This is a genomic window from Pseudonocardia sp. NPDC049154 (assembly GCF_040648315.1).
Classification (GTDB): Bacteria; Actinomycetota; Actinomycetes; order Mycobacteriales; family Pseudonocardiaceae; genus Pseudonocardia.
Window position 1 is genome coordinate 49,341 of sequence record NZ_JBEZDN010000004.1, and the last position, 21,390, is coordinate 70,730.

The window sequence follows — 21,390 nt, forward strand, 5'->3', positions numbered from 1 at the left end:
CGCCCCCCCTCTGGGCCCTGCGGTGCGGGGGGGTGTTGGGGGCGGGGGGCGCGGCGGCGGGCGCCCCCCCGTTTTTTTCGGGGGGGGGGGGGGGGGGGGCCGCCCCCCCCCCCCCCCACGCGGCGGGTCCACGGCAGCGCCGTGAGCACGTCCTTCGCGTCCGACGCCATCAGGTAGGCGAAGTTCGGGGCGCAGAAGCTGGTGGGCAGCCGCAGGTGCACCATGACGTCGGCGCCGGTCACGTCGAGGGACCGCACGAACTTCAGGTCGGTGATCGGCTCGTCGAGCTCGGGGTCGACGACGGCGTCGAGCGCCCGCCAGGCGTCCTCCTGCCGGGACCGGCCGACGGGGCTCATCACGCCACCGCCACGGCCTGCGGCTCCTCGCGCGGGAGCTGCAGCTCGGCCGGGACCGGGATGTCGTACATCGCGGCGGCGTTGAGCCCGAGGATCTTCTTCTTCTGCGCGGTGGTGAGCGGCGCGTACTCGGTCATGTCCTCGGGGATCTGGAAGTCGACGAACTTCTCGACCAGCCAGCGCGGCGTCCAGAGGGCGTAGTCGCTGGAGAACTGGATGCGGTCCTCGTCGAGCCAGTAGAGGAGCTCGCCGATGATCTGCGCGAAGTACTTCGGCCGGGTGTGGATGAAGGGGATCGCGACCGCGAGACCGGCGTGGACGTTCGGCTCCTGGGTGGCGATCCAGCAGAAGTCCTCGAGCCGCGGCAGGCCGCAGTGCTCGACCACGAAGTTCATGTCGGGGAAGTCGGTGGCGACCTTGTCGACGTCGGCCACGTCGAACGCGTCGCGGTCCAGCGGCCGGATGGTCGGGCCCTTGTGGATGTGGATGTTCGTGATCCCCAGCTCCTGGGCCGCCTCGAGGTAGCGGTAGGACCACGGGTCGTCGAGCTTCCAGCCGCGGGAGTCGCCGTGCCACTCCGCGGTGTAGAGCTTGCAGCCCTTGAGGTTGAACCGCTTCGCGTCCTCGCGCAGCTGCTTCAGGCCTACCTCACCGAAGCGCGGGTCCCAGCAGTGGTTGTAGGTGAGCTTGTCCGGGTGGGCCTGCGCGAGCGCGAACGCCTCCTCGGTCTGCCCGAATCCGTTGTTGTAGAACTCGCCGAGCGCCGCCGGCTGGAAGATCGCGTGGTCGACGTAGCCGACCTCGAACAGGTCGTGCATCAGCCGGTCGCCGCCCTGGTAGAGGTACTCCTCGTAGGGCCAGACCTCGGACTCCGGGCTGAGGTTGCGGTGGTAGTCGTAGAAGCAGTCGATGAACTGCTTGCCGTGGATGTTGCGCTGGTTCTCCGGTCGGGCGTCCCACAACGCGATGTGGGCGTCGACGATGAGGTAGTTCTCCCCGTCCTTCGAGTACATCGTTGTCCTCCTGGCTGGTCGGCTCTGGTCGTCGCAGCAGCGTGTTCGGGTTGGCGGCGACGCTAGGCAGCCGGACGGCCGGGTTGGGCCGATTCGAGTCTCAACCTGAGACGCGGGTCGCACCGGGCGTCCGGCGCGCTGTGTCAGAGTCGAGGGGCGGGTGGCGCTCGAGGAGGTGCGCGTGGAGGAGATCCGACGAGGCGGCGGTGTCGCGGCCCCGCGGTTGTCCGCGTCGTGGCGGCGCAGCGAGAGCTACGGGATCCCGCTCGACGCGGTGAACCCGGCGTTCACCGGCGCGGTCGACGACCAGTCGCTGTTCTACGAGTGCGGCAACGAGGTGCTGCACGGCCTGCGGGACACCCTCGCCGGCGAGCCGGTCAGTCTCATGCTCACCGACGCCGACGGCCTCGTGCTCAGCCGGATGTGCGACGAGAAGGCGCTGGTCGACGCGCTCGACCGGACCTACCTCGCCCCCGGCTTCGCCTTCTCCGAGCGGGAGGCGGGCACCAACGGGCTCGGCCTCGCGCTGGCCGACCGCGCGCCGTCGCTCGTCCGCGGCGACGAGCACTACTGCACCGGCCTCTGGGGCTACACCTGCGCGGCGGTGCCGGTGATGGACCCGGTGTTCGGGCGGCTCGTCGGCAGCGTCAACCTCACCACCTGGTCGGACAAGTCCGACGGGCTCCTCCTCGCCCTGGCGCAGATGGCCGCCGGGCACACCAGCGCGCTCATGCTCGCCCGCGGCCGCGGCGCCGAGCCGCGGCCGACCCCGCGGGGCGAGGTCTTCCGCGTGTACTCCACGCACCGCGGTGCCGACGCGCCGCCCGAGCTCGGCCGGGCCTGGCGGGCGGCGCTCGACGAGGTGGTCGCGGCGCTGCGCGCGGGGCAGGTCGTCGCCGTGGTCGGCGAGGCCGGCGCGGGCAAGACCGCGCTGCTCGGCACGGCGCTGCGGATGGTGCACCGCGACCACCGGATCCTCAACGCCCGGCCGCCGAACCCGCGCGACGCCGAGGCCTGGCTCGCGCTGTGGACCCCCGAGCTCGCCAAGGAGACGACGAGCGTCATCGCCGGCGGGGTCGACGCGCTCCCGCAGTGGGCCGCCACCGAGCTGGCGGGGATCGTGGCGGCCGCGCCGCGGTCGTCGCTCGCCGTGACCGCGTCGGAGGCCGCGGCGATCCCGGCCCCGCTCGCCCGGCTCGTCGACGTCGTGGTCGAGGTGCCGCCGCTGCGCCGCCGTCCCGACGACGTCCTCCCCCTCGCCGAGCACCTCGGCGCCCGGGCCCGCGGGCGGGAGGTCCGGTTCACCCCGGCCGCGGTCAAGGCGATGCGGACCTTCTCCTGGCCGGGCAACGTCGAGCAGCTGCGGCGGGTCGTCCGCGAGGCCGTGACCCGAAGCGACGTCGTCGACGCCCGGCACCTCGCCCCCGAGGTCCTCTGCGGCTCCAGCCGCACGCTGACCCGCATCGAGACCCTCGAGCGCGACGAGATCGCCCGCTGCCTCGCCGAACCCGGTGTCACGGTCACCCAGGCCGCCGAGATGCTGGGGATGAGCCGCGCCACGGTCTACCGCAAGATCGCGCAGTACGGCATCCGCACCTCCGACTGACTGCTCCCTGCACCGCAGTCGGCGGCAAGATCCACGGTTCGGCAGCGAACGTCCGGAAAGCGAACGTTGCGCTGCCCGGACGTGGATCATGGTCGACGGCGGCGCGCATTGCTGATCGGGAGTCCGGTCGACCGGGGTGGCGCAGTCTTTGCGGGCACTCGCGCACGGGTTGTGGGGGTGCGGCGGGTGTGCGGTGGCGGAGTCGTGTGCGACTGGGCGACGTCGGGCGGGATCATGGGGTCGTGGAGGAGGACAGTCGCGGGGCGACCGAGTGGGCCGTGCCCGACCAGGTGGGCGTCGGCCCGTGGGAGGGGCCGTGGCCCGACGACCCGCGCTACGACCCCGAGCTCCTCGCCCACGGTGACCGGCGCAACGTCGTCGACGCCTACCGGTACTGGCGGCGCGAGGCCGTGGTCGCCGACCTCGCGACCCGCGTCCACCCGTTCCACGTCGCGATCGAGAACTTCGGGCACGACCACAACATCGGCACGGTCGTCCGCACCGCCAACGCGTTCGCCGCGGCCGCGGTCCACATCGTCGGTCGACGGCGCTGGAACCGGCGCGGCGCGATGGTCACCGACCGCTACCAGACGCTGCACCACCACCCGGACGTCGCCGAGCTGCTCGCCTTCGCCCGCGAGCACGGGCTCGCGGTGGTCGCGGTCGACAACACCACGGGCTCGGTGCCGCTGGAGACCGCCGAGCTGCCGCGCGAGGCGGTGCTGCTCTTCGGCCAGGAGGGCCCGGGCCTGACGGACGAGGCCCGGGCCGGCGCCGACCTCCTGGTCTCGATCGCCCAGTTCGGCTCCACCCGCTCGATCAACGCCGGTGTCGCCGCCGGCATCACCATGCACGCCTGGGTCCGGCAGCACGCCGACCTCTCCCGCGCCTGGTAGCGGCGCCGCCCAAGATTCGCACGAGTGTGACAGCGCGGCGGGTCCGGCAGCGCTCCGGTCACGCCGGCGACGATCACGGCCCGGTCAGCAGCACCATGATCGCTTCGAGTGTGACGGCGCGGCGGTGCCGACGCTCCTGTCGCACTCGCGTGGATATCCGGGAACGGGTACCGCCAAAGATCGCCGCGAGCGTGACGGTGCGGTCGTGCCGACAGCTCTCCTGTCACACTCGCGCGGATCTTCAGGGACGGGTACCGCCAAGATCGCTGCGAGTGTGACGGTGTGGTGGTGCCGACAGCCCTCCCGTCACGCTCACGCGGATCTTCGGGAACGGGTACCGCCAAGATCGCCGCGAGTGTCACGGTGCGGTGGTGACGACGACGCTCCTGCCACATTCGCGCAGATCTTCGAAGCGTGTGCCGCCAAGATCCTTGCGAGTGTGACGGTGCGGTCGTGCCGACAGCCCTCTCGTCACGCTCACGTGGATCTTCAGGGACGGGTATCGCCAAAGATCGCTGCGAGTGTGACCGTGTGGTGGTGCCGGCAGCGCTCCCGTCACGCTCGCGCGGATCTTCGGGGAGGCGTGCCACCACGATCCCCGCGAGCATCGGTCCGTACCTCGACGTCCGTCACCGCGCCCGTTGGTCAGCGCGACGGGGCGAGGGCGCCGGGAGGTCCGCTGAGCAGCTGCTTGGCTCCGCGGGTGATGTCGTCCGCCAGGACCTCCTCCTCACCTGCGGCGACGGCGTCGAGGATCTGCGCGGCGACCTGTGCCGGCGGGATCTTCGGGACGTCGAGACTGGCGGTCATGTCGGTGTCCATGTAGCCCATGTGCGCCCCGACGACGAGCGTGCCCTGGCCGCGCAGCTCGGCGCGGACCGAGTTGGTCAGCGACCACGCCGCCGCCTTCGACGCCGAGTACGAGCCGGAGGCCGGCAGCGCCAGCCAGGACAGCACGGACAGCACGTCGACGACCGCGCCGCCGCCGTTGCGCGCGAGCACCGGCGCGAACGCCCGGACCACCTGCAGCGGGCCGAGGTAGTTCGTCTCCAGCTCGGCCCGCACCGCGTCGAGGTCGGCGGTGAGCAGCGACCCGGCCCCGGCCCGGCCGGCGTTGTTCACGACGAGCGTGACGTCGCCGCACGCCTCGGCGGCCCGCCGGACCGACTCGGGGTCCGTGACGTCGAGCGCCACGGGGACCAGCCGCTCGTCGCCGACCGACTGCGGGTCGCGGACGGCCGCGTAGACGATCTTGGCGCCGCGCTCGAGAAGCTGCGCGGCGAGCTCCCTGCCGAGCCCGCGGTTCGCGCCGGTGACCAGCGCGACGCTCCCGGAGATGTCCATGGTCAGAGCCTCTCGATGATGGTGGCGTTGGCGGTGCCGCCCGCCTCGCACATGGTCTGCAGTCCGTAGCGCCCACCCGTCCGCTCGAGGACGCCGAGCAGCGTGGTGGCGATCCGGGCGCCGCTGGCGCCGAGCGGGTGGCCGATGGCGATGGCGCCGCCGTCGACGTTGACCTTCGCCGGGTCCGCGCCGGTTTCGGCGAGCCAGGCGAGGACGACCGAGGAGAAGGCCTCGTTGACCTCGAAGGCGTCGATGTCCGCGATCGTCAGCCCGGCCCTGGCCAGGACCTTCGCCGTCGCCGGGATGATCCCGGTGAGCATGTACACCGGGTCGTCGCCGGTGACGGTGGTGGTGTGGATCCGGGCGCGCGGCCGCCAGCCGCGCTGTGCGGCGATCTCGCTCGTGGTCACGACGAGGGCGGCGGAGCCGTCGTTGATCGGCGACGAGTTGCCCGCGGTGACCTTCCAGTCGAGATCGCCGAAGCGGTCGGTCCAACGCGAATCGGCGAACGCCGGCCGCAGCCCGGCGAGCGCCTCGAGGGTGGTGCCCGGACGGACGGTCTCGTCCCGCTCGAGCTGTGTGACGGTGCCGTCGGCGTGCGCGACCTTGAGCGGCGCGACCTGTGAGGCGAAGAACCCCTGCTCCCACGCGGCCGCGGCGCGCTGGTGGCTGGTCAGCGCGAACTCGTCGAGCTGCGTGCGGGACAGGCCCCACCTGCGGGCGATCAGCTCGGCGCTCACGCCCTGGGGGATCAGCCCGCCGGGGTAGATCCGGGCGATCGACGGGCCGTGCACGTCCGCCCGCACGCCGTCGACGTTCGCGGAGCTGCCGATCGGCACGTGCGACATCGACTCGACGCCGGAGGCGACGACCACGTCGTAGGCCCCGGCGATCACGCCCTGCGCCGCGAAGGACAGGGCCTGCTGGCTGCTGCCGCACTGGCGGTCGACGGTGGTGGCCGGCACCGACTCCGGCAGGCCCGCGGCCAGCGCGGCGAACCGGGTGGTGTTGCCGCTCTGCTCGCCGACCTGCCCGACGACCCCGCCGATGACGTCGTCGACCTCGCCCGGGCGCAGCCCCGGCACCCGCTCCACCGCACTGCGGATGGCGTGCGCGTGCAGCTCGACCGGGTGCACCTCGGCGTACGCGCCGCCCGGCTTGCCCTTGCCGACTGGCGTCCGGACGGCCTCGACGATCACCGCGTCCCGCATCGGATCCTCCTCGATCTGAGTGCCTCGATGCAACCCAGTCTGCGTTGCAAAGAGGAACTCAGCAAGGGTGCGCCGCGTCACGTCCGGTCGAGGTGCACAGCGGCCTCATCTCCGACGTCATCGACCGGCGCCCGCTCCGGGGCGACGCTCGACGCCGACACCCGGAACGAGGAGGAACGACATGACCGCCTACGCCGTCGCCCACCTGCGCAGCGTGACGCCGAACGCCGAGATCGTGGAGTACCTGCAGCGGATCGACGCCACGCTCGCGCCCTACGGCGGCACCTTCCTGATCCACGGCGACCTGCCCGAGGTGCTCGAGGGCGAGTTCCCCGGCAACCTCGTGGTGATCGCCTTCCCCGGGCTCGAAGAGGCCCGGGCGTGGTACCGCTCGCCCGGGTACCGGGCGATCCTGCCGCTGCGGACCCGCAACTCGGAGGGCGCCGCGATCCTCGTGCAGGGCGTGGGGCCGGAGCACCTCGCCACCGACGTCCTGGCCGGTCTCCCGGTCGAGGCCGCCCGGTGACGAGGTGACCCGCGGGTGGCGCGGCCCGCGGCTAGTGGTGGTGGCCGACGTACTCGGCGGGCCGGCGCAGCATCGCCAGCAGCATGGCCGGGAGCATCAGGACGTGCCCGGCCATCATCACGCCGTGCCCGTCGAGGAGGCCGGCCCAGAACGGCACGAAGAGCACCACGAACGGCAGGTACATCGCCGCCGCCATCTCGCCGATCGCCGCCCACGAGTGCCGGCGCACCAGCATCCACGCGCTCATCCCGACGGTCATCGAGGTGGCCATCAGCAACGAGTGCAGCTCGACCGAGCCGCTCACGTCGGGCAGGCCGGCGAGCCGCCAGAGCGGGAGCAGCACGACCATGCCGAGGACCATCGCGACGACCATCTCGACGTAGTGCCGGACGAACCGGCGATCCGTCACGACGGCGCGCAGCTCGGCACGGGTGCGGGGGCGGGTGGTGACGGGAAGCGTGGAACGGATCGACATGACGTCTCCTTCGACGGTGGCCGGAGGTCCGGGTCGCGGACCCTCGGCAGAGGGCGGAACACGGATCAGGAGCGGGCGGCGCGGTACTCCGCGATCCGCGCCATGACCTCCTCGCCGACCTGGTCCGGGTGGCCGGCCTTGTACGGCGGCTCCGGGTCGTACTCGACGTAGACCTGGGCAGCCTGCGCGGCGACCTCGTCGACCAGGCGCGCGACCAGCCGGATCGCCATGTCGATCCCGGACGAGACGCCGGCGGCGGTGGTGATCCGCTGCTCCGGCAGCTCGACGACGCGCTGCCGCACGGGCTCGGCGCCGAAGCGCGCCAGGATGTCGACCGCGCCCCAGTGCGTGGTCGCGGGCAGGCCCCTGAGCAGCCCGGCCGCGCCGAGGATCAGGGATCCGGTGCAGACCGACGTGGTCGCACGGGTGCCGGGGTGCACGGCGCGCACCCAGTCGACGAGCGGGCTGCCGTCGAGGTGGTCGCGGCTGCCGATCCCACCGGGCACGACCACGACCGCGGGATCGGGCACCTCGGCGAACGTCGCGTCGACCGTGAGGCCGAGCATCCCGTTCTCGGTGCGGACCTCGCCGTGCTCGGCGCCGACGAACACCACCTCGAGGTCCGGCACGCGCTGCAGCACCTCGTAGGGGCCGATCGCGTCGAGGGCGGTCAGGCGGGGGAAGAGCGGGATGGCGACCTGCATGGCGGGCTCCTTCGGGCAGGACAGGACCGGCTGACCGGCCGACGGCGACGGTCGGTCGGACGGTGCGCGGGTCAGCTCCCGGCGATACCGGGCCGGCCGGCGAACCGGCGGCGGTAGTGGTCGGGCGCCACCCCGAGGCGGCGGAGGAAGGCGCGGCGCATGGTCTCGGCCGAGCCGAACCCGGCCCGCGAGGCCACCGCGGTGACGGTGAGCCCGCCCGACTCGAGCAGGCCGCGGGCCGCCTCGACCCGCACCCGCTCGACGTACACGCCGGGCGGGGTGCCCACGAGCCGGGTGAACTCGCGGGCGAAGTGCCGCTCGCTCATCCCCACTCGCGCCGCGAGCACCGGGACCCGCAGGTCCGCGGCCGGCTCGGCGTGCACGATGTCCTGGGCCGCGCGCACGGACGGCCGCGGGGCCGGCGGCGCCCAGACCGGGCTGGCGTACTGGCTCTGCCCGCCCGCGCGGCGGACCGGCAGCACCAGCTCGCGCGCCACGCTCTGTGCCACGTCCGGCCCGAGGTCCTCCTCGACCAGCGCCAGCGCGAGGTCCATCCCCGCCGTGACCCCGGCCGAGCTCCAGATCCGACCGCTGCGCACGTAGATCGGGTCCGGCAGGACGTCGACCTCCGGGTGTTCCTCGGACAGCCGCTCGGCCCACCGCCAGTGGGTGGTCGCGGGCTCGCCGCGGAGCAACCCGGCCGCCGCCAGCAGGAACGCCCCGGTGCACACCGACACCAGCCGCCGCGTCTGCGGCGCGACGTGCCGGATCCAGTTCACCAGCTCGGTCTCGTTGCCGCGGCTGCCCGACGGCCCCTGCCGACGCGCGCCGCCGCCGCCCGGGACGAGCAGGGTGTCGATCGGCCCGGTCGGCAGGCCGCTGCGGGCGACGAGGTCCAGCCCGGTCTCCGAGCGCACCGGACCCGGCCGCACGCCGACCAGCTCGACGTCGTACCCCCGGCCGCCCGCCACGTAGGTCGCGATGCGCAGCACCTCGTGCGGCCCCACGACGTCGAGCGGCTGGATGCCGTCGAAGAGGGGGACCACCACGCGTTGGCGGCCGGATCGGTGGGTCACGACTCCACGGTCGCGGACCCCGGTCATGGCGTCAACGACGGGGAGCCCTCGGATCCGGCCACGGATTCCGCCGCCGCACCCCGCGGATCCCGCCCCTCACCCACAGAACCGGCAGGGCAGGTCCTCCCCGGGCTCCTCGGCGTAGCCCTCCTCGGGAACCACCAGCAGCGCCTCGACCGGTGGCCCGCCCGGGACCCGGTACAGCCGGTTTGCGCCCAGCAGCCAGTCCGCGGAGTCGGGGAAGGCGAGCAGGCTGACCAGGCCCTCGGGCAGGCCCACCGTGTCCCCGGGGCCGAGCCGGCCGCCGAGCCGGACGTACTCCCCCAGCCGGTTCAGCGCCCGCGCCGCCGTGGCCTGGTTGACCGCGAACACGATCAGCTCGGGATGGTCGAAGCCGGACAGCCCGACCGTGTAGACGAACGGCGGACCGTCGGCATCCCCCAGCACCGCCTGCAGCGCCCAGCCGTGCCGGCGGATGGTCTCGCGCTGCCAGGCCTCGTACTGGTCGATGCGGTGGACGAGCTCGGAGGGGATCTCGGACGGGATCTCGGGGTTCATGCCGCGGACGGTAGGCCCGACCCCCGACAGAAAATCTCTGCGATGATCGCGGCGATGACCAGCCTGTGGACGGACCGGGCGGCCGCCGCGGAACGCGCGGTCACCCGTCGTTACCTGCACCGCGTCGGCGGCGCGCTGCCGGCCACCCGGATCGGGCAGGTCCGCAGCCCGCGGCCCGCCGCGCCGCGCGAGCGGGCCCGGGCGCTCGTCGGGCCGTGGCACTACTGGTGGCAGGCCCACCTGCTCGACTGCCTGGTCGACGCCCAGATCCGGGCGCCGGACCGGAGCCGCGCGGCCGCGATCGCCGGGATGGTCCGGGGCGTGCGGGTCCGCAACCTCGGCCGCTGGACCAACGACTACTACGACGACATCGCCTGGTTCGGCCTGGCCGTCCAGCGGGCGGGGGTGCGGGTGCGCAGCCGCCACGGGGCGCTCGACGCCGTCACGGCCCGGATCCGCGCCGCGCACACCCCGGCGGGCGGCGGTGGGATCTGGTGGCGCCGCGGCGACGACTTCAAGAACGCCCCCGCCAACGGCCCGGCCGCGATCCTGCTTGCCCGCACCGGCTCGTCGGACGACCTGGTGACGGCCGCCGCGCTCACGGACTGGATGGCGGCCACCCTCGTCGACCCGGCCTCGGGCCTGGTCCGCGACGGCGTCCGGCTCGACGCCGGGGGCGCGGTCCGGGAGGTCGCGGGCACCACCTACACGTACTGCCAGGGCGTGTACCTCGGCGCCTGCGTCGAGCTCGCGCAGCGGGAGGGGGACGCCCGCTGGCACGAGCGGGCCGCCGCGGTGCTGGCGGCGACGGCGCGCGGCCTGGCCGAGCCGAGCGGGGTGATCGGCGGCTACGACGACGGCGGCGACGGCGGCCTGTTCAACGGCATCCTCGCCCGCTACCTGGCCGACGCCGCGGTCCGGCGGCCGAGGCTGCCGCACGCCCGCGACCTCGTCCTGGCCAGCGCGGAGTCGGTGTGGGAGAACCGGGCGGACACGGCCGCGGGGCCGGCGTTCGCGCACGACTGGCGCCGGCCCGCCCGCCGGCCGGCCGCCGGGGCGCCGGAGGGTGACCTGTCGGTGCAGCTCTCGGGCTGGATGCTGCTGGAGGCCGCCGCCCGGCTGGAGCGCACGGGCGCCGCCTGAGGATCGGGGCCGATCAGGGCCGGTCGGCCGCCGTGGGGTCGACGCCCGGGCCGGCCCCGGAGGGGGTGGCGCCGGATCCGACCCGCGCCTCGTCGTCGACCGGCCGCCGCACCTCCATGACGTACCGGACGACCCCGACGGCGGTGCCGACCACGAAGAAGGCGATCGCCGCGACGACCGCCACGTGCCGCACCCACGGGATGCGGTCGAGCAGGCCGGCGGCGTAGTAGCCGAGCATCATCAGCGTGGGCACCCACGCGAGGGCGCCGACCAGGTTGGCCAGCAGGAACTTGCGGTTGTCCATCCGCGCCGCGCCCGCGATGGCCGGGGCGAGCGTGCGGACCCACGGCACCCACCGGGCCACGACGACCGACCAGAACCCCCACCGGTCGAGGAAGCGGCCCGCCCGGTCGAGGTTCTCCCTGGTCAGGAGCTTCCCGCCCTTGCGGACCTTGATCCGGTTCCCGGTGTAGCGCCCCACGAGGTAGCCGACCTGGTTGCCGGCGACCGCGACGATCACCGCGGCGGCCGAGAGCAGCCAGGCCGAGAGCTCGTGCTGCTGGGCGGCGAGCACCACGCCCGCCGCGACGAGCAGCGAGTCGCCCGGCAGGAACAGCCCGATGACGAACGCGCACTCCAGGAACACGAACGCGAGCACGACGACCCAGACCGTGACCGGCCCGGCCGAGCCGAGCGGGTCGAAGGCCAGGACCGTCTGTCGCACGTGCTCCTCCGGGTCGGCTGCGTCGGTCGGCGTCGATCAGCGGTGGTGGCCGGGCGGGCGCTCGTCCGGCCGGACGACCGGGATGCGGGTGGTCGCGTCGGGGTCGTGGCCCTCGACCGCGACGGCCCCGTGGGACTGCCGCCGCGCGCGCAGGAACTCGACCGCGATCGGCACCACCGACAGCAGCACGATCAGGATGAGCATCAGTTCGATGTTCTCCCGCACGAACTCGATCTGGCCCAGGAAGTAGCCGAGCACCGTGACACCGGCGGCCCAGGCCACGCCCCCGATCAGCGAGTACGTGAGGTAGCGCTTCGCGTCCATCTTCCCGACGCCGGCCATCACGGTGATGAACGTGCGGACGATGGGCACGAAACGGCCGAGGACGATCGCGCGGTTGCCGTACCTGTCGAAGAACTCCTGCGTCTTCGTCACGTGTTGCGGCTTGAACAACCTGCTCTTCGGCTTGTCGAAGATGGCCGGGCCGGCCTTGCGCCCGATGCCGTAGCCACACGCGTTGCCGACGAAGGCCGCGACCACGAGCAGCAGGCAGACCACCCACAGCGGGGTGCGGATCGCCCCCGTTGCCACGAACAGGCCGGCGGTGAACAGCAGGGAGTCACCGGGCAGGAAGAACCCCAGCAGCAGGCCGCACTCGGCGAAGACGATGAGGGCCAGGCCCAGCAGCGCCCAGGGGCCGAGCCAGCCGATGATGACGTCGGGCTTCAACCATTCGGGCCCCAGGGCAAGCGTGTGGGTCACGCGGAGGACGGTACCGGGCGTACCTGTGCGTCCCGTCAGCCGACCGTGGGAAGGACCCCGGGGAAGAGCAGCGAGACGAGCCCGATCCCCGCGCCCAGCACCAGGCCCGCGAGCAGGGCGATCACCAGCGCCCACACGATCTGCCGGCGCAGCGCGGCGTCGGCCCGCGGCTCCGGGGACCGCCGCGGGGCGGTGTGCGCGACCGGGTGCCCGGCGGGCGCGGACGCGGAGGAGACCGCCTGCGCGTGCAGCGCCTCGGCCAGCCGGCGACCGGGGTCGACCGAGGGGTTCGGGTTCGCGTGGGCGTGCGGGTTCGTCATGGTTGGTGTGTCCTCCCGGGGACTATCTTCCCCCGGACCGTTCGGCCATGACACGGGCCACCGCGTCGAGCGCCCGGCTGGCCGTCGACTTGACCGTGCCGCGGGTGATCCCGGCGGCCTCGGCGATCTCGGCCTCGGACAACCCGCCGTAGTAGCGCAGCACCAGGACCTCCCGCTGCCGCGGGGGCAGCGTGCCCAGCGCGTCGACGACGGCCTGGTGCTCGGCCGAGAGCATCGCCAGGGACTCGGCGGACCGGGCGTTGACCTGGTGCGGGGCCACGTACTCGCGGGCCGTGCGGCGCCGGCGCAGCACCGACCGGGACCCGTTGACGACGGCGGTGCGCAGGTACCCGACGGCGGCGGCCTCGTCGCGCAGCCCGGCCCAGTGCCGGTGCAGCCCGGCGAAGGCCTCCTGGACGACGTCCTCGGCGGTGGCCGGCTCGTCGACGAGCAGCACGGCGAGCCGGACCAGCCGCATCCGGTGGTCGCGGTAGAGGTCGGCGAGGGTGAGCGGGGCGCCCGGGGCCTGCGGCGGCGGGGCGGCCACCGCGGGATCCGGCCGCGAGTCGATCCGGCGCAGCCTGCTCAGCGTGCGCTCGACCGTGCTCTCGTAGCCGCCGGTGTCCACCGGGTTCGCTCCAGCCCCCACGGGGGCCACCTTATCGAGCGTGCGGTTCGCGCAGACGGAGCTCGCGGAGTCGGTGCCGTGGACGGGGCCCGCGGAGTCGACCATCACGTCATTCGGCGCGTCGGCGCTGGTGGGTGATACTGGCGGGCGAAATACGCGGACCCGAGGAGGGCACTTCAGATGCCGATCGCCAGCCCCGAGATCTACAACGAGATGCTGGACAAGGCCAAGAGCGGGGAGTATGCGTACCCGGCCATCAATGTGACCAGCTCCGAGACGCTGCACGCGGCCCTGCGCGGCTTCGCCGAGGCGGGCAGCGACGGCATCGTGCAGGTCTCGACGGGCGGTGCCGAGTTCCTCTCCGGCACCCGGGTGAAGAACATGGTCACCGGTGCGACCGCGCTCGCCGAGTTCGCCCACGTGGTCGCGGACTCCTACCCGGTCAACGTGGCGCTGCACACGGACCACTGCCCGAAGGACAAGCTCGACGGCTTCGTCCGCCCGCTGATCGCGATCAGCCAGGAGCGCGTGGCCAAGGGCGGGAACCCGCTCTTCCAGTCGCACATGTGGGACGGCTCCGCGGTCGAGCTCGAGGAGAACCTCAAGATCGCGGCCGAGCTGCTCGACGAGGCGGCCAAGGCCAAGATCATCCTGGAGATCGAGATCGGCGTGGTCGGCGGCGAGGAGGACGGCGTCGCCAACGACATCAACGAGAAGCTCTACACCGCGCCCGGCGACTACGAGCGCACCGTGGAGGCCCTCGGCGCCGGCGACAAGGGCCGCTACCTGCTGGCCGCGACCTTCGGCAACGTGCACGGCGTCTACAAGCCGGGCAACGTCAAGCTGCGCCCGGAGATCCTCAAGGAGGGGCAGCAGGTCGCCACGCAGAAGCTCGGCCTGGCGGAGGGCTCCAAGCCGTTCGACCTGGTGTTCCACGGCGGTTCCGGCTCGCTGCTGGAGGAGATCCACGAGGCGCTGTCCTACGGCGTCGTGAAGATGAACGTGGACACCGACACCCAGTACGCCTACACCCGGCCGATCGCCGGGCACATGTTCGAGAACTACGACGGCGTGCTGAAGGTCGACGGCGAGGTCGGCAACAAGAAGACCTACGACCCGCGCTCCTACGGCAAGAAGGCCGAGGTCGCGATGTCCGAGCGCGTCGTCGAGGCCTGCGAGTCGCTGAAGTCCGCCGGCAAGTCCCTGGCGGGCTGAGCCCGGGCGGATCGCACGAGGGGTCGACGGGGCAGGATGGAGACATGAGCCTGCACGGCAACCTGCTGGGCCCCGAGCCCACGCGCCTGCCCGTCGACCCCGCCGCGGCCGCGCTGGCCGCGGGCGAGGACCCGGCGGACGTCGCGGCGGCCAACCCCGCGTCGTCGATCGCCTGGGCCGTCCTGGCGGAGAACGCCCTGGCCGAGAAGCACACCGTGGCCGCGTACGCGTACGCCCGCACCGGCTACCACCGCGGCCTGGACCAGCTGCGCCGCAACGGGTGGAAGGGCTTCGGCCCGATCCCGTGGTCGCACGAGCCGAACCAGGGCTTCCTGCGTGCGCTGGGTGCGCTGATGCGCTCGGCCGAGGCGATCGGCGAGACGGACGAGGTCGAGCGGATCCGCGGCTTCCTCGCCGACTCCGATCCCGCCGCGGCCGCCGCGCTGGGCGTGTCCTGACCGCTGCACCGTGAACGTGGGGGCGCGGGCGCGCGCCCGGCTGCACCTGGGCGCGCGCCGCCTGCGGATGTCGGCGGTGCCGATCGTGCAGTGCGGGCTGGCGGCGGGCCTGGCGTGGTTCGTCGCGGCCGACCTCGTCGGGCATCCACGCCCCTTCTTCGCCCCGATCGCCGCGGTGATCATCCTCGGCGTCTCGCTCGGGTCCCGGTTGCGCCGGACCGCCGAGCTGGTGGTGGGTGTGAGTCTCGGGGTGCTGGTCGGCGACCTGCTGGTCGCCGCGATCGGCTCCGGGCCGTGGCAGATCGCCCTGGTGGTGATGCTCGCCGTCGCGGCCGCGGTGTTCACCGACGGCGGCACCCTGATCGTCGCGCAGGCCGGCTCGTCGGCCGTACTCGTCGCGACCCTGCTCCCACCGGGGCAGACGGGCGGGATCGACCGCTGGGTCGACTCGCTGATCGGCGGCACGGTCGGGCTGCTCGTCGCCGCGCTGCTGCCGTCGCACCCGCTCGGCCCGGTCCGGCGGCAGGCGCGCCGGGCCCTCGACGAGCTCGCCGCCGTGCTGTTCGGCGTGGCCGAGGCGCTCCGGCAGCGGGACGAGGCGGCGGCGGCCGAGGCGCTGCAGCGGGCCCGGCGCAGCCAGCCCCTGGTCGACGAGCTGCTCGCGTCCGTGAAGTCCGGCCGCGAGGTCACCGCGGTGGCCCCGCTGCGGCGGCCGCACCGCGCCGAGCTGACCCGGTTCGGCGAGCTGGCCCAGCGCACCGACTACGCCTTCCGCAACGCCCGGGTCCTCGCCCGCCGCGCGCTCACCGCGCTGCAGGACGACGAGCCGGCCGTCGAGGCCCTGCCCGACGCCGTCGCCCAGCTCGCCACCGCGGTGCAGAAGCTGACCGCGCAGGTCGGCGGCGGCGACCGTGAGGCGGCCCGGGAGCCGATCCTCGACCTCGTGCACAACTCGCCGATCCTGGGCGCGGCCGCCGGCGACCTCGGCATGTCCGAGCAGGTGATGATCGCGCAGCTGCGCTCGATCGCGATCGACCTGCTGCAGGCCACCGGCCTGAGCCGGCCAGACGCCCAGCAGGCCCTCCGCGCCGAGCTGTAGTCCCGCCGTGCGCGGTGAGTGGTGCTGGAGCACCACTTACCGCGCACAGGCGCGCAGCGCCAGCTCCCGGCCCGCCCAGCGGCGGCGCAGCCAGCGGTCGTGCGAGGCGACGACGACGGCGCCGGGCCCGCTTCCCAGGGCCTCCTCCAGCTCGTCGGAGAGCCGCGGCGAGAGGTGGTTGGTGGGCTCGTCGAGCAGCAGGAGCTGCGGCGGGTCGGCGATCAGCAGGGCCAGCGCGAGCCGCCGGCGCTGCCCGACCGACAGCTCGCCGACCCGGGCGCCCAGGTCCCGCGGCGCGACCAGGCCGAGCGAGACGAGCGGTACCGCCTCGGCGCGCTCGGGGCCCAGCGTGTGCTCCCAGGTCTCGCGCACCGTGCGGTCCGGCCGGGCGAACACGGTGTCCTGGGCGAGCATCCCGACGCGCAACCGGCGGCGGCGCCGGACCTCGCCCTCCGCGGCGAGCGTCCCGGCCAGGACGGCGAGCAGCGTGGACTTGCCCGCCCCGTTCGGCCCGGTGACCAGCAGCCGGTCGTCCGCGGTCACGTCGAGCCTGTCCACCGCGAGCCGCCCGGGGACGCGGATCCCGCGGAGGGTCACGAGGACGCCGTCCGACGACGCCGCCGCCAGCGCGGGCGCGCGGAACCGCAGCGGCGCGGGCGGGCGGCGCACCTGGTCCCGCTCCAGCTCCTCGAGCCGCCGGGTCGCCGCCCGGACCCGGCTCGACACCTGCCGCTCGATGCGCTGCGAGCGCCGGCCGTAGCCCATCTTGTCCCGGTCGGGCATCGGCCGGTCGTGCGCGACCCGCCGCGAGGTCACCGCCACCGAGTGCCGCAGCTCGGCGAGCTCCTCCTGCTCCTCGGCGAACCGGCGCTCCCAGCGCTCCCGCTCGGCGCGCTTCTCCGCGAGGTAGTCGGTGTAGGTGCCGCCGTAGCGGGTCGGCCCGTCGAGTGCGGGGTCGAGGTCGACGACGTCCGTGCACACCGCGTCGAGGAACGCGCGGTCGTGGCTCGCCACCACGACCGCCCCCGGCATGCCCCGCAGCTCCTCCTCGAGGAAGGCCGCGGCGGCGTCGTCGAGGTGGTTGGTGGGCTCGTCGAGCAGCAGCGCCGCGGGCCGGCGGAGCAGCAGCGCGGCCAGCGCGAGGCGCCCGCGCTGCCCGCCGGAGAGGGTGCCGAGCGCGCGGTCGTGCCCGACCCCGCCGAGCCCCAGCCCGGCGAGGACCAGCTCGGCGCGACGGTCGGCGTCCCACGCCGCGTGCCGCTCGGCCGACTCCAGCCGCTCGCCGTAGGCGGTGAGGAGGTCGCCGTCGTCGGGCGCCTCGGTGAGCGCATGCCCGATCCGGTCCAGCTCGGCGAGGTCGGTGCGAGCCTCGCGCAGGGCGTCGTCGACGACGTCGGCGACGGTGTGGGCCGGGTGGTACGGCATCTCCTGGTGCAGGAACCCCAGGTCCGCCGGCCGCGTGACGGTGCCGCCGTCGGGCTCGTCCGCGCCGGCCAGCAGCCGCAAAAGGGTCGACTTGCCGGCCCCGTTCTCGCCGATCAGGCCGATCCGCCGGCCGGGGGCGGCGGTGAGGGACACGCCGTCGAGCACCCGGCGCGTGCCGAGCGTGCGGACGAGGTCCTGGGCGACCAGAGCAGAGGGAGCGGACATGGCGACACCACCGGGGAAGATCGGGATCTCGCCCGCCGGGCTCGTGCCGCGGCCGCGGGCGCAGGGTGGTGTCAGAGCTCCATGATGTGATCACCCTGGCGCACGGCGGCCCGGCCCGGCAACCGATTAACGGCCGAGGAGCATCCGCCAGGCCGATCGGCGCAGGCCACGGGGCAGGCGCGGGGCCCTGCGCCGGGCCGGGTCGGGCTCGTCGAGCCGGGCCCGCAGGTGCTCGGGGACCCACGGCCCCTCGTCGCGGAGCAACCCGCCCGCGACCGCTCCCGCGCGGACGTGCCGGCGCACGAGCGGGACGTACGCCGGGCCGAACCAGCACCACAGCGGGGGCTCGGGCGGCAGGCCCACCCAGTCCCCCAGCGCGGCGAGGTACGGCTCCTCGCCGCCGGGCCGGTCGTGGACGAGCGTTCCGCGGTCGAGGAGGACGTCGCGGCACACCGAGGCCGACACGTAGAGCGTGTGCCGGCCGGCGAGGGCGAGCGCGAACGCGCGCACCCGGTCGTCGGCCGCGCCGCGCTCGGCGTGCAGGGTGTGCGCCGCGACCGGCCCCCAGCTCGTGGTCGGCCGGGCGGCGAGCGAGGCCGCGTGCACCGGCGGGGTGCCGGCGAGGAAGAGCAGCTGCTCGGCGCGGGCGTGTGCGGCGGCGAGGCCGGCGTCCCCTTCCCGGTCGAACCGCCCACGGAGGGGTTCGCCGTCGCCGAAGCGGCGCGGCACGGCCTCGGGCAGGTGCGCCCGGGCCGCCGCGAGCCAGCGGGGCACGATCGGGCCCGGGCCCTCGCGGCGCTCGTACCAGCGCACGGTGAGCACGTCGAGACGGCGTCCGGCCATGATCCGTGACGGTAACGGGTGGGGGCCGCCCCACCGCGGGCTCGGGGGCCGGCCGGGCGGACCGCGACCCGCCCGACGGGAAGCCTTGCGGAGCATGACGACCACCACCGGGACGGCGCCCGCCGCCGTCAACACCTCCGTCGCGCTGTGGTTCACCGCGATCGGCTGCGGGGTCGCGGAGACCCTCGTGCGGTTCGCGACCCCCGAACCGCCCGGCCCCGTCGCCCTCGCCGTCCGGTTCGCGATCCATCTCGGGCTCGCCGGCCTCGTCCTCGGGCTGTACTCCGGCCGCGACGCGGTGCGGTGGGCGGTCGCGCTGCTGATGGGGCTGCTCGGCACCGTCTCGCTCGTCGTCGAGCCGCTGCGGTGGCTGGCCGCGGGCGGCGCGGTGCCGGAGTTCCTCGCCGCGGCCGACGGCCCGACGATCGTGATCGTCGTGCTGCGCGCGGTGCACGTGCTGGCCGTGCTCGCGGCGCTCGTGGCGATGTTCCGACCGGCGGCGGACCGCTGGTTCCGGCGCTAGGCACGCCTGGCGGAGCGCACAAATCCGCACGACCTCCCTCACGTGGCGGAACCGCCGACGTCACGTCGTCGGTACGTTCCAGGGCGGTGACCTGGGCGTCACAATGGGTGCGCGACACTGGTCCGGACGACGTCGGGGTGCGTCGCGCCGGGTCCCGGGGGAGGATCGAAGAGTCATGCAGTTCCTGATCAGGTGGGTGCTGGCGCCGCTGGTGCGGATGATCTGGCGGCCGCGGGTGCGGGGGGTGCAGAACGTGCCGGCCCACGGGCCGGTGATCGTCGCCGCGAACCATCGTGCGGCCGTCGACACAGCCGTGATCCCACTGGTCACGCCGCGGCCCGTGGCCTTCCTCGCCAAGGCCGAGTACTTCACCTCGCGCAGCCTCAAGAGCCGGCTGATCGGGCGCTTCCTCGGCGCGCTCGGCTACGTCCCGGTCGACCGCGCCAACGCCAAGGCCGGGCTCGCCGCGCTGGAGGCGGGGCGCACGGTGCTGCGGGCCGGTGGCGCCTTCGGCATCTACCCGGAGGGCACCCGCTCGCTCGACGGGCGGCTGCACCGCGGGCACACGGGTGTCGCGTCGCTCGCGCTGTCCACCGGCGCCGTGGTGGTGCCCGTCGGGCTCGTGGGCACCGAGAAGGTGCAGCCCGTGGGGAAGAAGCTGCCGCGCGTGGCCCGGGTCGAGGTCCGTTTCGGCCGGCCGCTGGACTTCAGCCGGTACGACGGCCTGGAGGGCTCCGCCGCCATCCGCCGCGCGGTCACCGACGAGATCATCGACGCGATCGCGCAGCTGAGCGGCCAGGAGTACGTCGACCGCTACCACCGGCGCCCCGGCGAGGCCGCGGCCGCCTGAGGCGCGGGAGGGATCACGCCGCTCCGTCCGGTGTGACCGGCCCCCGGTGAGGCAGGATCCGTCCATGACGGATCTCGCCGAGGAACTGGCGACCGCGGTCGACCGCGACCTCGCCCCGGTCGACGCCGTGCTCGCGACCGCCTACCCCGGCGACCTCGGGACCCGCCAGCCCGTGCACACGGTGTACGTACCGGCGGACCGGTTCGACCGGTCCGTGTCCGCCGCGTGGGGCGCCACCGCCTGCGAGGTGTTCGACTCGCACGCCCCCGGCCGGGCCGAGCTGGCCGCGTGCTGGGGGATCCCGGCCGGCGCGGCCGACGCGCTGCGCGCCCGGGTGCGGGACAAGCTCGTCACCGAGCCGATCGAGGACCTGCGGATCGACTTCGAGGACGGCTACGGCGTGCGGCCGGACGCCGAGGAGGACGCCGAGGTCCGCCGCGCGGCCGCGGAGCTGGTCGCCGCCGTCGACGCCGGGACCGCGCCGCCCTTCACCGGGATCCGGTTCCGCAGCCTGGAGGCGCCCACCCGTCGTCGCGGGATCCGGACGCTGACCGCGTTCGTGGCCGAGCTGGCCGCGCGCGGCGGAGTCCCGGCGGGGTTCGTCCTCACGCTGCCGAAGGTCACCGCGCCGGCCCAGGTCACCGCCCTCGTCGCGGTGCTCGACGCGCTCGAGGAGGCGCACGGCCTGCCCGCCGGCACGCTCCGGTTCGAGATCCAGGTCGAGACCCCGCAGACCGTGATCGGGCTCGACGGCGCCTCGCCGCTGCCCGGCATGATCGTCGCCTCCGAGGGCCGCTGTTCGGGCCTGCACTACGGCACCTACGACTACTCCGCCTCGCTCGGCATCGCGGCGGAGTACCAGAGCATGGAGCACCCGGCGGCCGACCACGCCAAGGCCGTGATGCAGGTGGCGGCGGCGGGGACGGGTGTGCGGCTCTCCGACGGTTCCACCAACGTCCTGCCGGTCGGGACCCCGGAGGCGGTGCGCGCGGCCTGGACCCTGCACGGCCGGCTCGTCCGCCGCTCCCTCGAACGCGGCTTCTACCAGGGCTGGGACCTGCACCCGGCCCAGCTACCCAGCCGGTTCACCGCGGTGTTCGCCTTCTTCCGCGGCGCCGCCGACCCGGCCGCCGTCCGGCTGCGCGCCTACCGCGAGCGTGCCGACTCCGGCTTCCTCGACGAGCCCGCGACGGCCACCGCGCTCGCCGGGTTCCTGCTGCGCGGCATCGACTGCGGCGCGCTCGACGGCGCGTGGGTCGAGAAGGAGACCGGCGCCGACCTCGCCGAGCTGTCCCGGCTCGCCCGCCGCACCACGCGTTCCCCTCGCTGACCGGGCCCGGACGGGGCCGGCCCCACCCCGGCCGTCGGGTCCACCCCCGCCGGTTCGGGTGTGCGCTCCCTCGTCCGGGT

General features: G+C 74.4%; 23 protein-coding genes and 1 pseudogene. 10 read left to right on the forward strand and 14 right to left on the reverse strand.

The annotated features are described in order from the left end of the window. Positions 1-131: 131 nt before the first annotated feature. A pseudogene (locus tag AB0B41_RS03850) lies at positions 132-356 on the reverse strand (iron-sulfur cluster assembly protein); the annotation flags it as partial. Then, complete coding sequence (locus AB0B41_RS03855; RefSeq protein ID WP_358198633.1) at positions 356-1,369, reverse strand: amidohydrolase family protein; 1,014 nt, start codon at positions 1,367-1,369, stop codon at positions 356-358. The pseudogene AB0B41_RS03850 and the gene AB0B41_RS03855, both read right to left, overlap by 1 nt. A 181-nt stretch (positions 1,370-1,550) precedes the next feature. Here AB0B41_RS03855 and AB0B41_RS03860 point away from each other — a divergent pair, with 181 nt between their 5' ends. Together AB0B41_RS03860 and AB0B41_RS03865 are read left to right on the forward strand one after the other, a co-directional pair. Continuing rightward, complete coding sequence (locus AB0B41_RS03860) at positions 1,551-2,975, forward strand: GAF domain-containing protein (protein ID WP_358198635.1); 1,425 nt, start codon at positions 1,551-1,553, stop codon at positions 2,973-2,975. Positions 2,976-3,217: 242 nt separating this feature from the next. After that, positions 3,218-3,871 (forward strand): TrmH family RNA methyltransferase, encoded by a 654-nt coding sequence (locus AB0B41_RS03865; protein ID WP_358198637.1) that lies wholly within the window; start codon positions 3,218-3,220, stop codon positions 3,869-3,871. Between the two features lie 645 nt (positions 3,872-4,516). On the opposite strand, the gene AB0B41_RS03870 is transcribed toward AB0B41_RS03865, so the two are convergent. Together AB0B41_RS03870 and AB0B41_RS03875 are read right to left on the reverse strand one after the other, a co-directional pair. Then, entirely contained in the window at positions 4,517-5,215 is a 699-nt protein-coding gene (locus AB0B41_RS03870) for an SDR family oxidoreductase (protein WP_358198640.1), read from the reverse strand. Positions 5,216-5,217: 2 nt separating this feature from the next. Beyond that, a complete protein-coding gene (locus AB0B41_RS03875) occupies positions 5,218-6,426 on the reverse strand; it encodes a thiolase family protein (protein ID WP_358198642.1) in 1,209 nt (402 codons plus the stop codon). 181 nt (positions 6,427-6,607) lie between these two features. On the opposite strand from AB0B41_RS03875, the gene AB0B41_RS03880 reads away from it, so the two are divergent. Then, a complete protein-coding gene (locus AB0B41_RS03880) occupies positions 6,608-6,952 on the forward strand; it encodes a DUF1330 domain-containing protein (RefSeq protein WP_358198644.1) in 345 nt (114 codons plus the stop codon). A gap of 31 nt (positions 6,953-6,983) precedes the next feature. On the opposite strand, the gene AB0B41_RS03885 is transcribed toward AB0B41_RS03880, so the two are convergent. From AB0B41_RS03885 to AB0B41_RS03900, 4 genes are all read right to left on the reverse strand, one after another. After that, positions 6,984-7,427 (reverse strand): hypothetical protein, encoded by a 444-nt coding sequence (locus AB0B41_RS03885; protein ID WP_358198646.1) that lies wholly within the window; start codon positions 7,425-7,427, stop codon positions 6,984-6,986. A 65-nt stretch (positions 7,428-7,492) separates the two neighbouring features. Next, the gene (locus AB0B41_RS03890; RefSeq protein WP_358198648.1) at positions 7,493-8,131 is read right to left on the reverse strand and encodes a DJ-1/PfpI family protein; all 639 of its coding nucleotides are present in this window, start codon (positions 8,129-8,131) and stop codon (positions 7,493-7,495) included. A gap of 71 nt (positions 8,132-8,202) precedes the next feature. After that, on the reverse strand, positions 8,203-9,207 hold the full coding sequence (locus tag AB0B41_RS03895) for a helix-turn-helix domain-containing protein (RefSeq protein ID WP_358198650.1): 1,005 nt from the start codon (positions 9,205-9,207) through the stop codon (positions 8,203-8,205). Between the two features lie 96 nt (positions 9,208-9,303). Continuing rightward, the gene (locus AB0B41_RS03900; protein WP_358198652.1) at positions 9,304-9,765 is read right to left on the reverse strand and encodes a DUF4262 domain-containing protein; all 462 of its coding nucleotides are present in this window, start codon (positions 9,763-9,765) and stop codon (positions 9,304-9,306) included. A 54-nt stretch (positions 9,766-9,819) separates the two neighbouring features. On the opposite strand from AB0B41_RS03900, the gene AB0B41_RS03905 reads away from it, so the two are divergent. Beyond that, positions 9,820-10,908: a glycoside hydrolase family 76 protein gene (locus AB0B41_RS03905; RefSeq protein WP_358198654.1), complete on the forward strand. Its 1,089-nt coding sequence runs from the start codon at positions 9,820-9,822 to the stop codon at positions 10,906-10,908. Positions 10,909-10,921: 13 nt separating this feature from the next. Here the strand turns inward: AB0B41_RS03905 and AB0B41_RS03910 are convergent, their stop codons facing one another. From AB0B41_RS03910 to AB0B41_RS03925, 4 genes are read right to left on the reverse strand one after another with little or no spacing between them, the layout of a single operon-like run. After that, complete coding sequence (locus AB0B41_RS03910) at positions 10,922-11,632, reverse strand: DedA family protein (protein ID WP_358198656.1); 711 nt, start codon at positions 11,630-11,632, stop codon at positions 10,922-10,924. Positions 11,633-11,668: 36 nt separating this feature from the next. Then, positions 11,669-12,394 (reverse strand): VTT domain-containing protein, encoded by a 726-nt coding sequence (locus AB0B41_RS03915; protein ID WP_358198658.1) that lies wholly within the window; start codon positions 12,392-12,394, stop codon positions 11,669-11,671. 35 nt (positions 12,395-12,429) lie between these two features. Continuing rightward, complete coding sequence (locus AB0B41_RS03920; protein WP_358198660.1) at positions 12,430-12,714, reverse strand: hypothetical protein; 285 nt, start codon at positions 12,712-12,714, stop codon at positions 12,430-12,432. 22 nt (positions 12,715-12,736) lie between these two features. Next, positions 12,737-13,363 carry a SigE family RNA polymerase sigma factor gene (locus tag AB0B41_RS03925; RefSeq protein ID WP_358198662.1) on the reverse strand — a complete coding sequence of 209 codons (627 nt, stop codon included), beginning with the start codon at positions 13,361-13,363 and terminating at the stop codon, positions 12,737-12,739. Between the two features lie 159 nt (positions 13,364-13,522). On the opposite strand from AB0B41_RS03925, the gene fbaA reads away from it, so the two are divergent. The 3 genes from fbaA to AB0B41_RS03940 are packed head-to-tail and all read left to right on the forward strand — an operon-like array spanning position 13,523 to position 16,114. Further along, positions 13,523-14,557 (forward strand): class II fructose-bisphosphate aldolase, encoded by a 1,035-nt coding sequence (gene fbaA / locus AB0B41_RS03930; protein ID WP_358198664.1) that lies wholly within the window; start codon positions 13,523-13,525, stop codon positions 14,555-14,557. 44 nt (positions 14,558-14,601) lie between these two features. Continuing rightward, positions 14,602-15,015, forward strand: a complete 414-nt coding sequence (locus tag AB0B41_RS03935; protein WP_232873817.1) for a DUF3151 domain-containing protein — start codon at positions 14,602-14,604, stop codon at positions 15,013-15,015. 10 nt (positions 15,016-15,025) lie between these two features. Continuing rightward, complete coding sequence (locus AB0B41_RS03940; protein WP_358198666.1) at positions 15,026-16,114, forward strand: FUSC family protein; 1,089 nt, start codon at positions 15,026-15,028, stop codon at positions 16,112-16,114. A 36-nt stretch (positions 16,115-16,150) separates the two neighbouring features. Here AB0B41_RS03940 and AB0B41_RS03945 read toward each other — a convergent pair whose 3' ends face one another. Both AB0B41_RS03945 and AB0B41_RS03950 read right to left on the reverse strand, forming a co-directional pair. Then, positions 16,151-17,764 carry an ATP-binding cassette domain-containing protein gene (locus tag AB0B41_RS03945; protein WP_358198668.1) on the reverse strand — a complete coding sequence of 538 codons (1,614 nt, stop codon included), beginning with the start codon at positions 17,762-17,764 and terminating at the stop codon, positions 16,151-16,153. Positions 17,765-17,890: 126 nt separating this feature from the next. After that, on the reverse strand, positions 17,891-18,607 hold the full coding sequence (locus AB0B41_RS03950; RefSeq protein ID WP_358198670.1) for a hypothetical protein: 717 nt from the start codon (positions 18,605-18,607) through the stop codon (positions 17,891-17,893). Positions 18,608-18,701: 94 nt separating this feature from the next. On the opposite strand from AB0B41_RS03950, the gene AB0B41_RS03955 reads away from it, so the two are divergent. The 3 genes from AB0B41_RS03955 to AB0B41_RS03965 all read left to right on the forward strand — a co-directional run bounded on the left by AB0B41_RS03955 (position 18,702) and on the right by AB0B41_RS03965 (position 21,310). Continuing rightward, positions 18,702-19,130, forward strand: coding sequence for a hypothetical protein (locus AB0B41_RS03955; RefSeq protein WP_358198672.1), 429 nt, complete (start codon positions 18,702-18,704; stop codon positions 19,128-19,130). A gap of 175 nt (positions 19,131-19,305) precedes the next feature. Further along, the gene (locus AB0B41_RS03960) at positions 19,306-19,980 is read left to right on the forward strand and encodes a lysophospholipid acyltransferase family protein (protein WP_358198674.1); all 675 of its coding nucleotides are present in this window, start codon (positions 19,306-19,308) and stop codon (positions 19,978-19,980) included. A gap of 64 nt (positions 19,981-20,044) precedes the next feature. Next, on the forward strand, positions 20,045-21,310 hold the full coding sequence (locus tag AB0B41_RS03965) for an aldolase/citrate lyase family protein (RefSeq protein ID WP_358198676.1): 1,266 nt from the start codon (positions 20,045-20,047) through the stop codon (positions 21,308-21,310). Positions 21,311-21,390 lie beyond the last annotated feature (80 nt).

Coding starts and splice junctions, on each gene's coding strand:
- AB0B41_RS03855 (WP_358198633.1), bottom strand. CDS start 1,369: ATGTACTCGAAGGACGGGGAGAACTACCTCATCGTCGACGCCCACATC.
- AB0B41_RS03870 (WP_358198640.1), bottom strand. CDS start 5,215: ATGGACATCTCCGGGAGCGTCGCGCTGGTCACCGGCGCGAACCGCGGG.
- AB0B41_RS03875 (WP_358198642.1), bottom strand. CDS start 6,426: ATGCGGGACGCGGTGATCGTCGAGGCCGTCCGGACGCCAGTCGGCAAG.
- AB0B41_RS03880 (WP_358198644.1), top strand. CDS start 6,608: ATGACCGCCTACGCCGTCGCCCACCTGCGCAGCGTGACGCCGAACGCC.
- AB0B41_RS03885 (WP_358198646.1), bottom strand. CDS start 7,427: ATGTCGATCCGTTCCACGCTTCCCGTCACCACCCGCCCCCGCACCCGT.
- AB0B41_RS03890 (WP_358198648.1), bottom strand. CDS start 8,131: ATGCAGGTCGCCATCCCGCTCTTCCCCCGCCTGACCGCCCTCGACGCG.
- AB0B41_RS03900 (WP_358198652.1), bottom strand. CDS start 9,765: ATGAACCCCGAGATCCCGTCCGAGATCCCCTCCGAGCTCGTCCACCGC.
- AB0B41_RS03905 (WP_358198654.1), top strand. CDS start 9,820: ATGACCAGCCTGTGGACGGACCGGGCGGCCGCCGCGGAACGCGCGGTC.
- AB0B41_RS03920 (WP_358198660.1), bottom strand. CDS start 12,714: ATGACGAACCCGCACGCCCACGCGAACCCGAACCCCTCGGTCGACCCC.
- fbaA (WP_358198664.1), top strand. CDS start 13,523: ATGCCGATCGCCAGCCCCGAGATCTACAACGAGATGCTGGACAAGGCC.
- AB0B41_RS03935 (WP_232873817.1), top strand. CDS start 14,602: ATGAGCCTGCACGGCAACCTGCTGGGCCCCGAGCCCACGCGCCTGCCC.
- AB0B41_RS03945 (WP_358198668.1), bottom strand. CDS start 17,764: ATGTCCGCTCCCTCTGCTCTGGTCGCCCAGGACCTCGTCCGCACGCTC.
- AB0B41_RS03950 (WP_358198670.1), bottom strand. CDS start 18,607: ATGGCCGGACGCCGTCTCGACGTGCTCACCGTGCGCTGGTACGAGCGC.
- AB0B41_RS03955 (WP_358198672.1), top strand. CDS start 18,702: ATGACGACCACCACCGGGACGGCGCCCGCCGCCGTCAACACCTCCGTC.
- AB0B41_RS03960 (WP_358198674.1), top strand. CDS start 19,306: ATGCAGTTCCTGATCAGGTGGGTGCTGGCGCCGCTGGTGCGGATGATC.
- AB0B41_RS03965 (WP_358198676.1), top strand. CDS start 20,045: ATGACGGATCTCGCCGAGGAACTGGCGACCGCGGTCGACCGCGACCTC.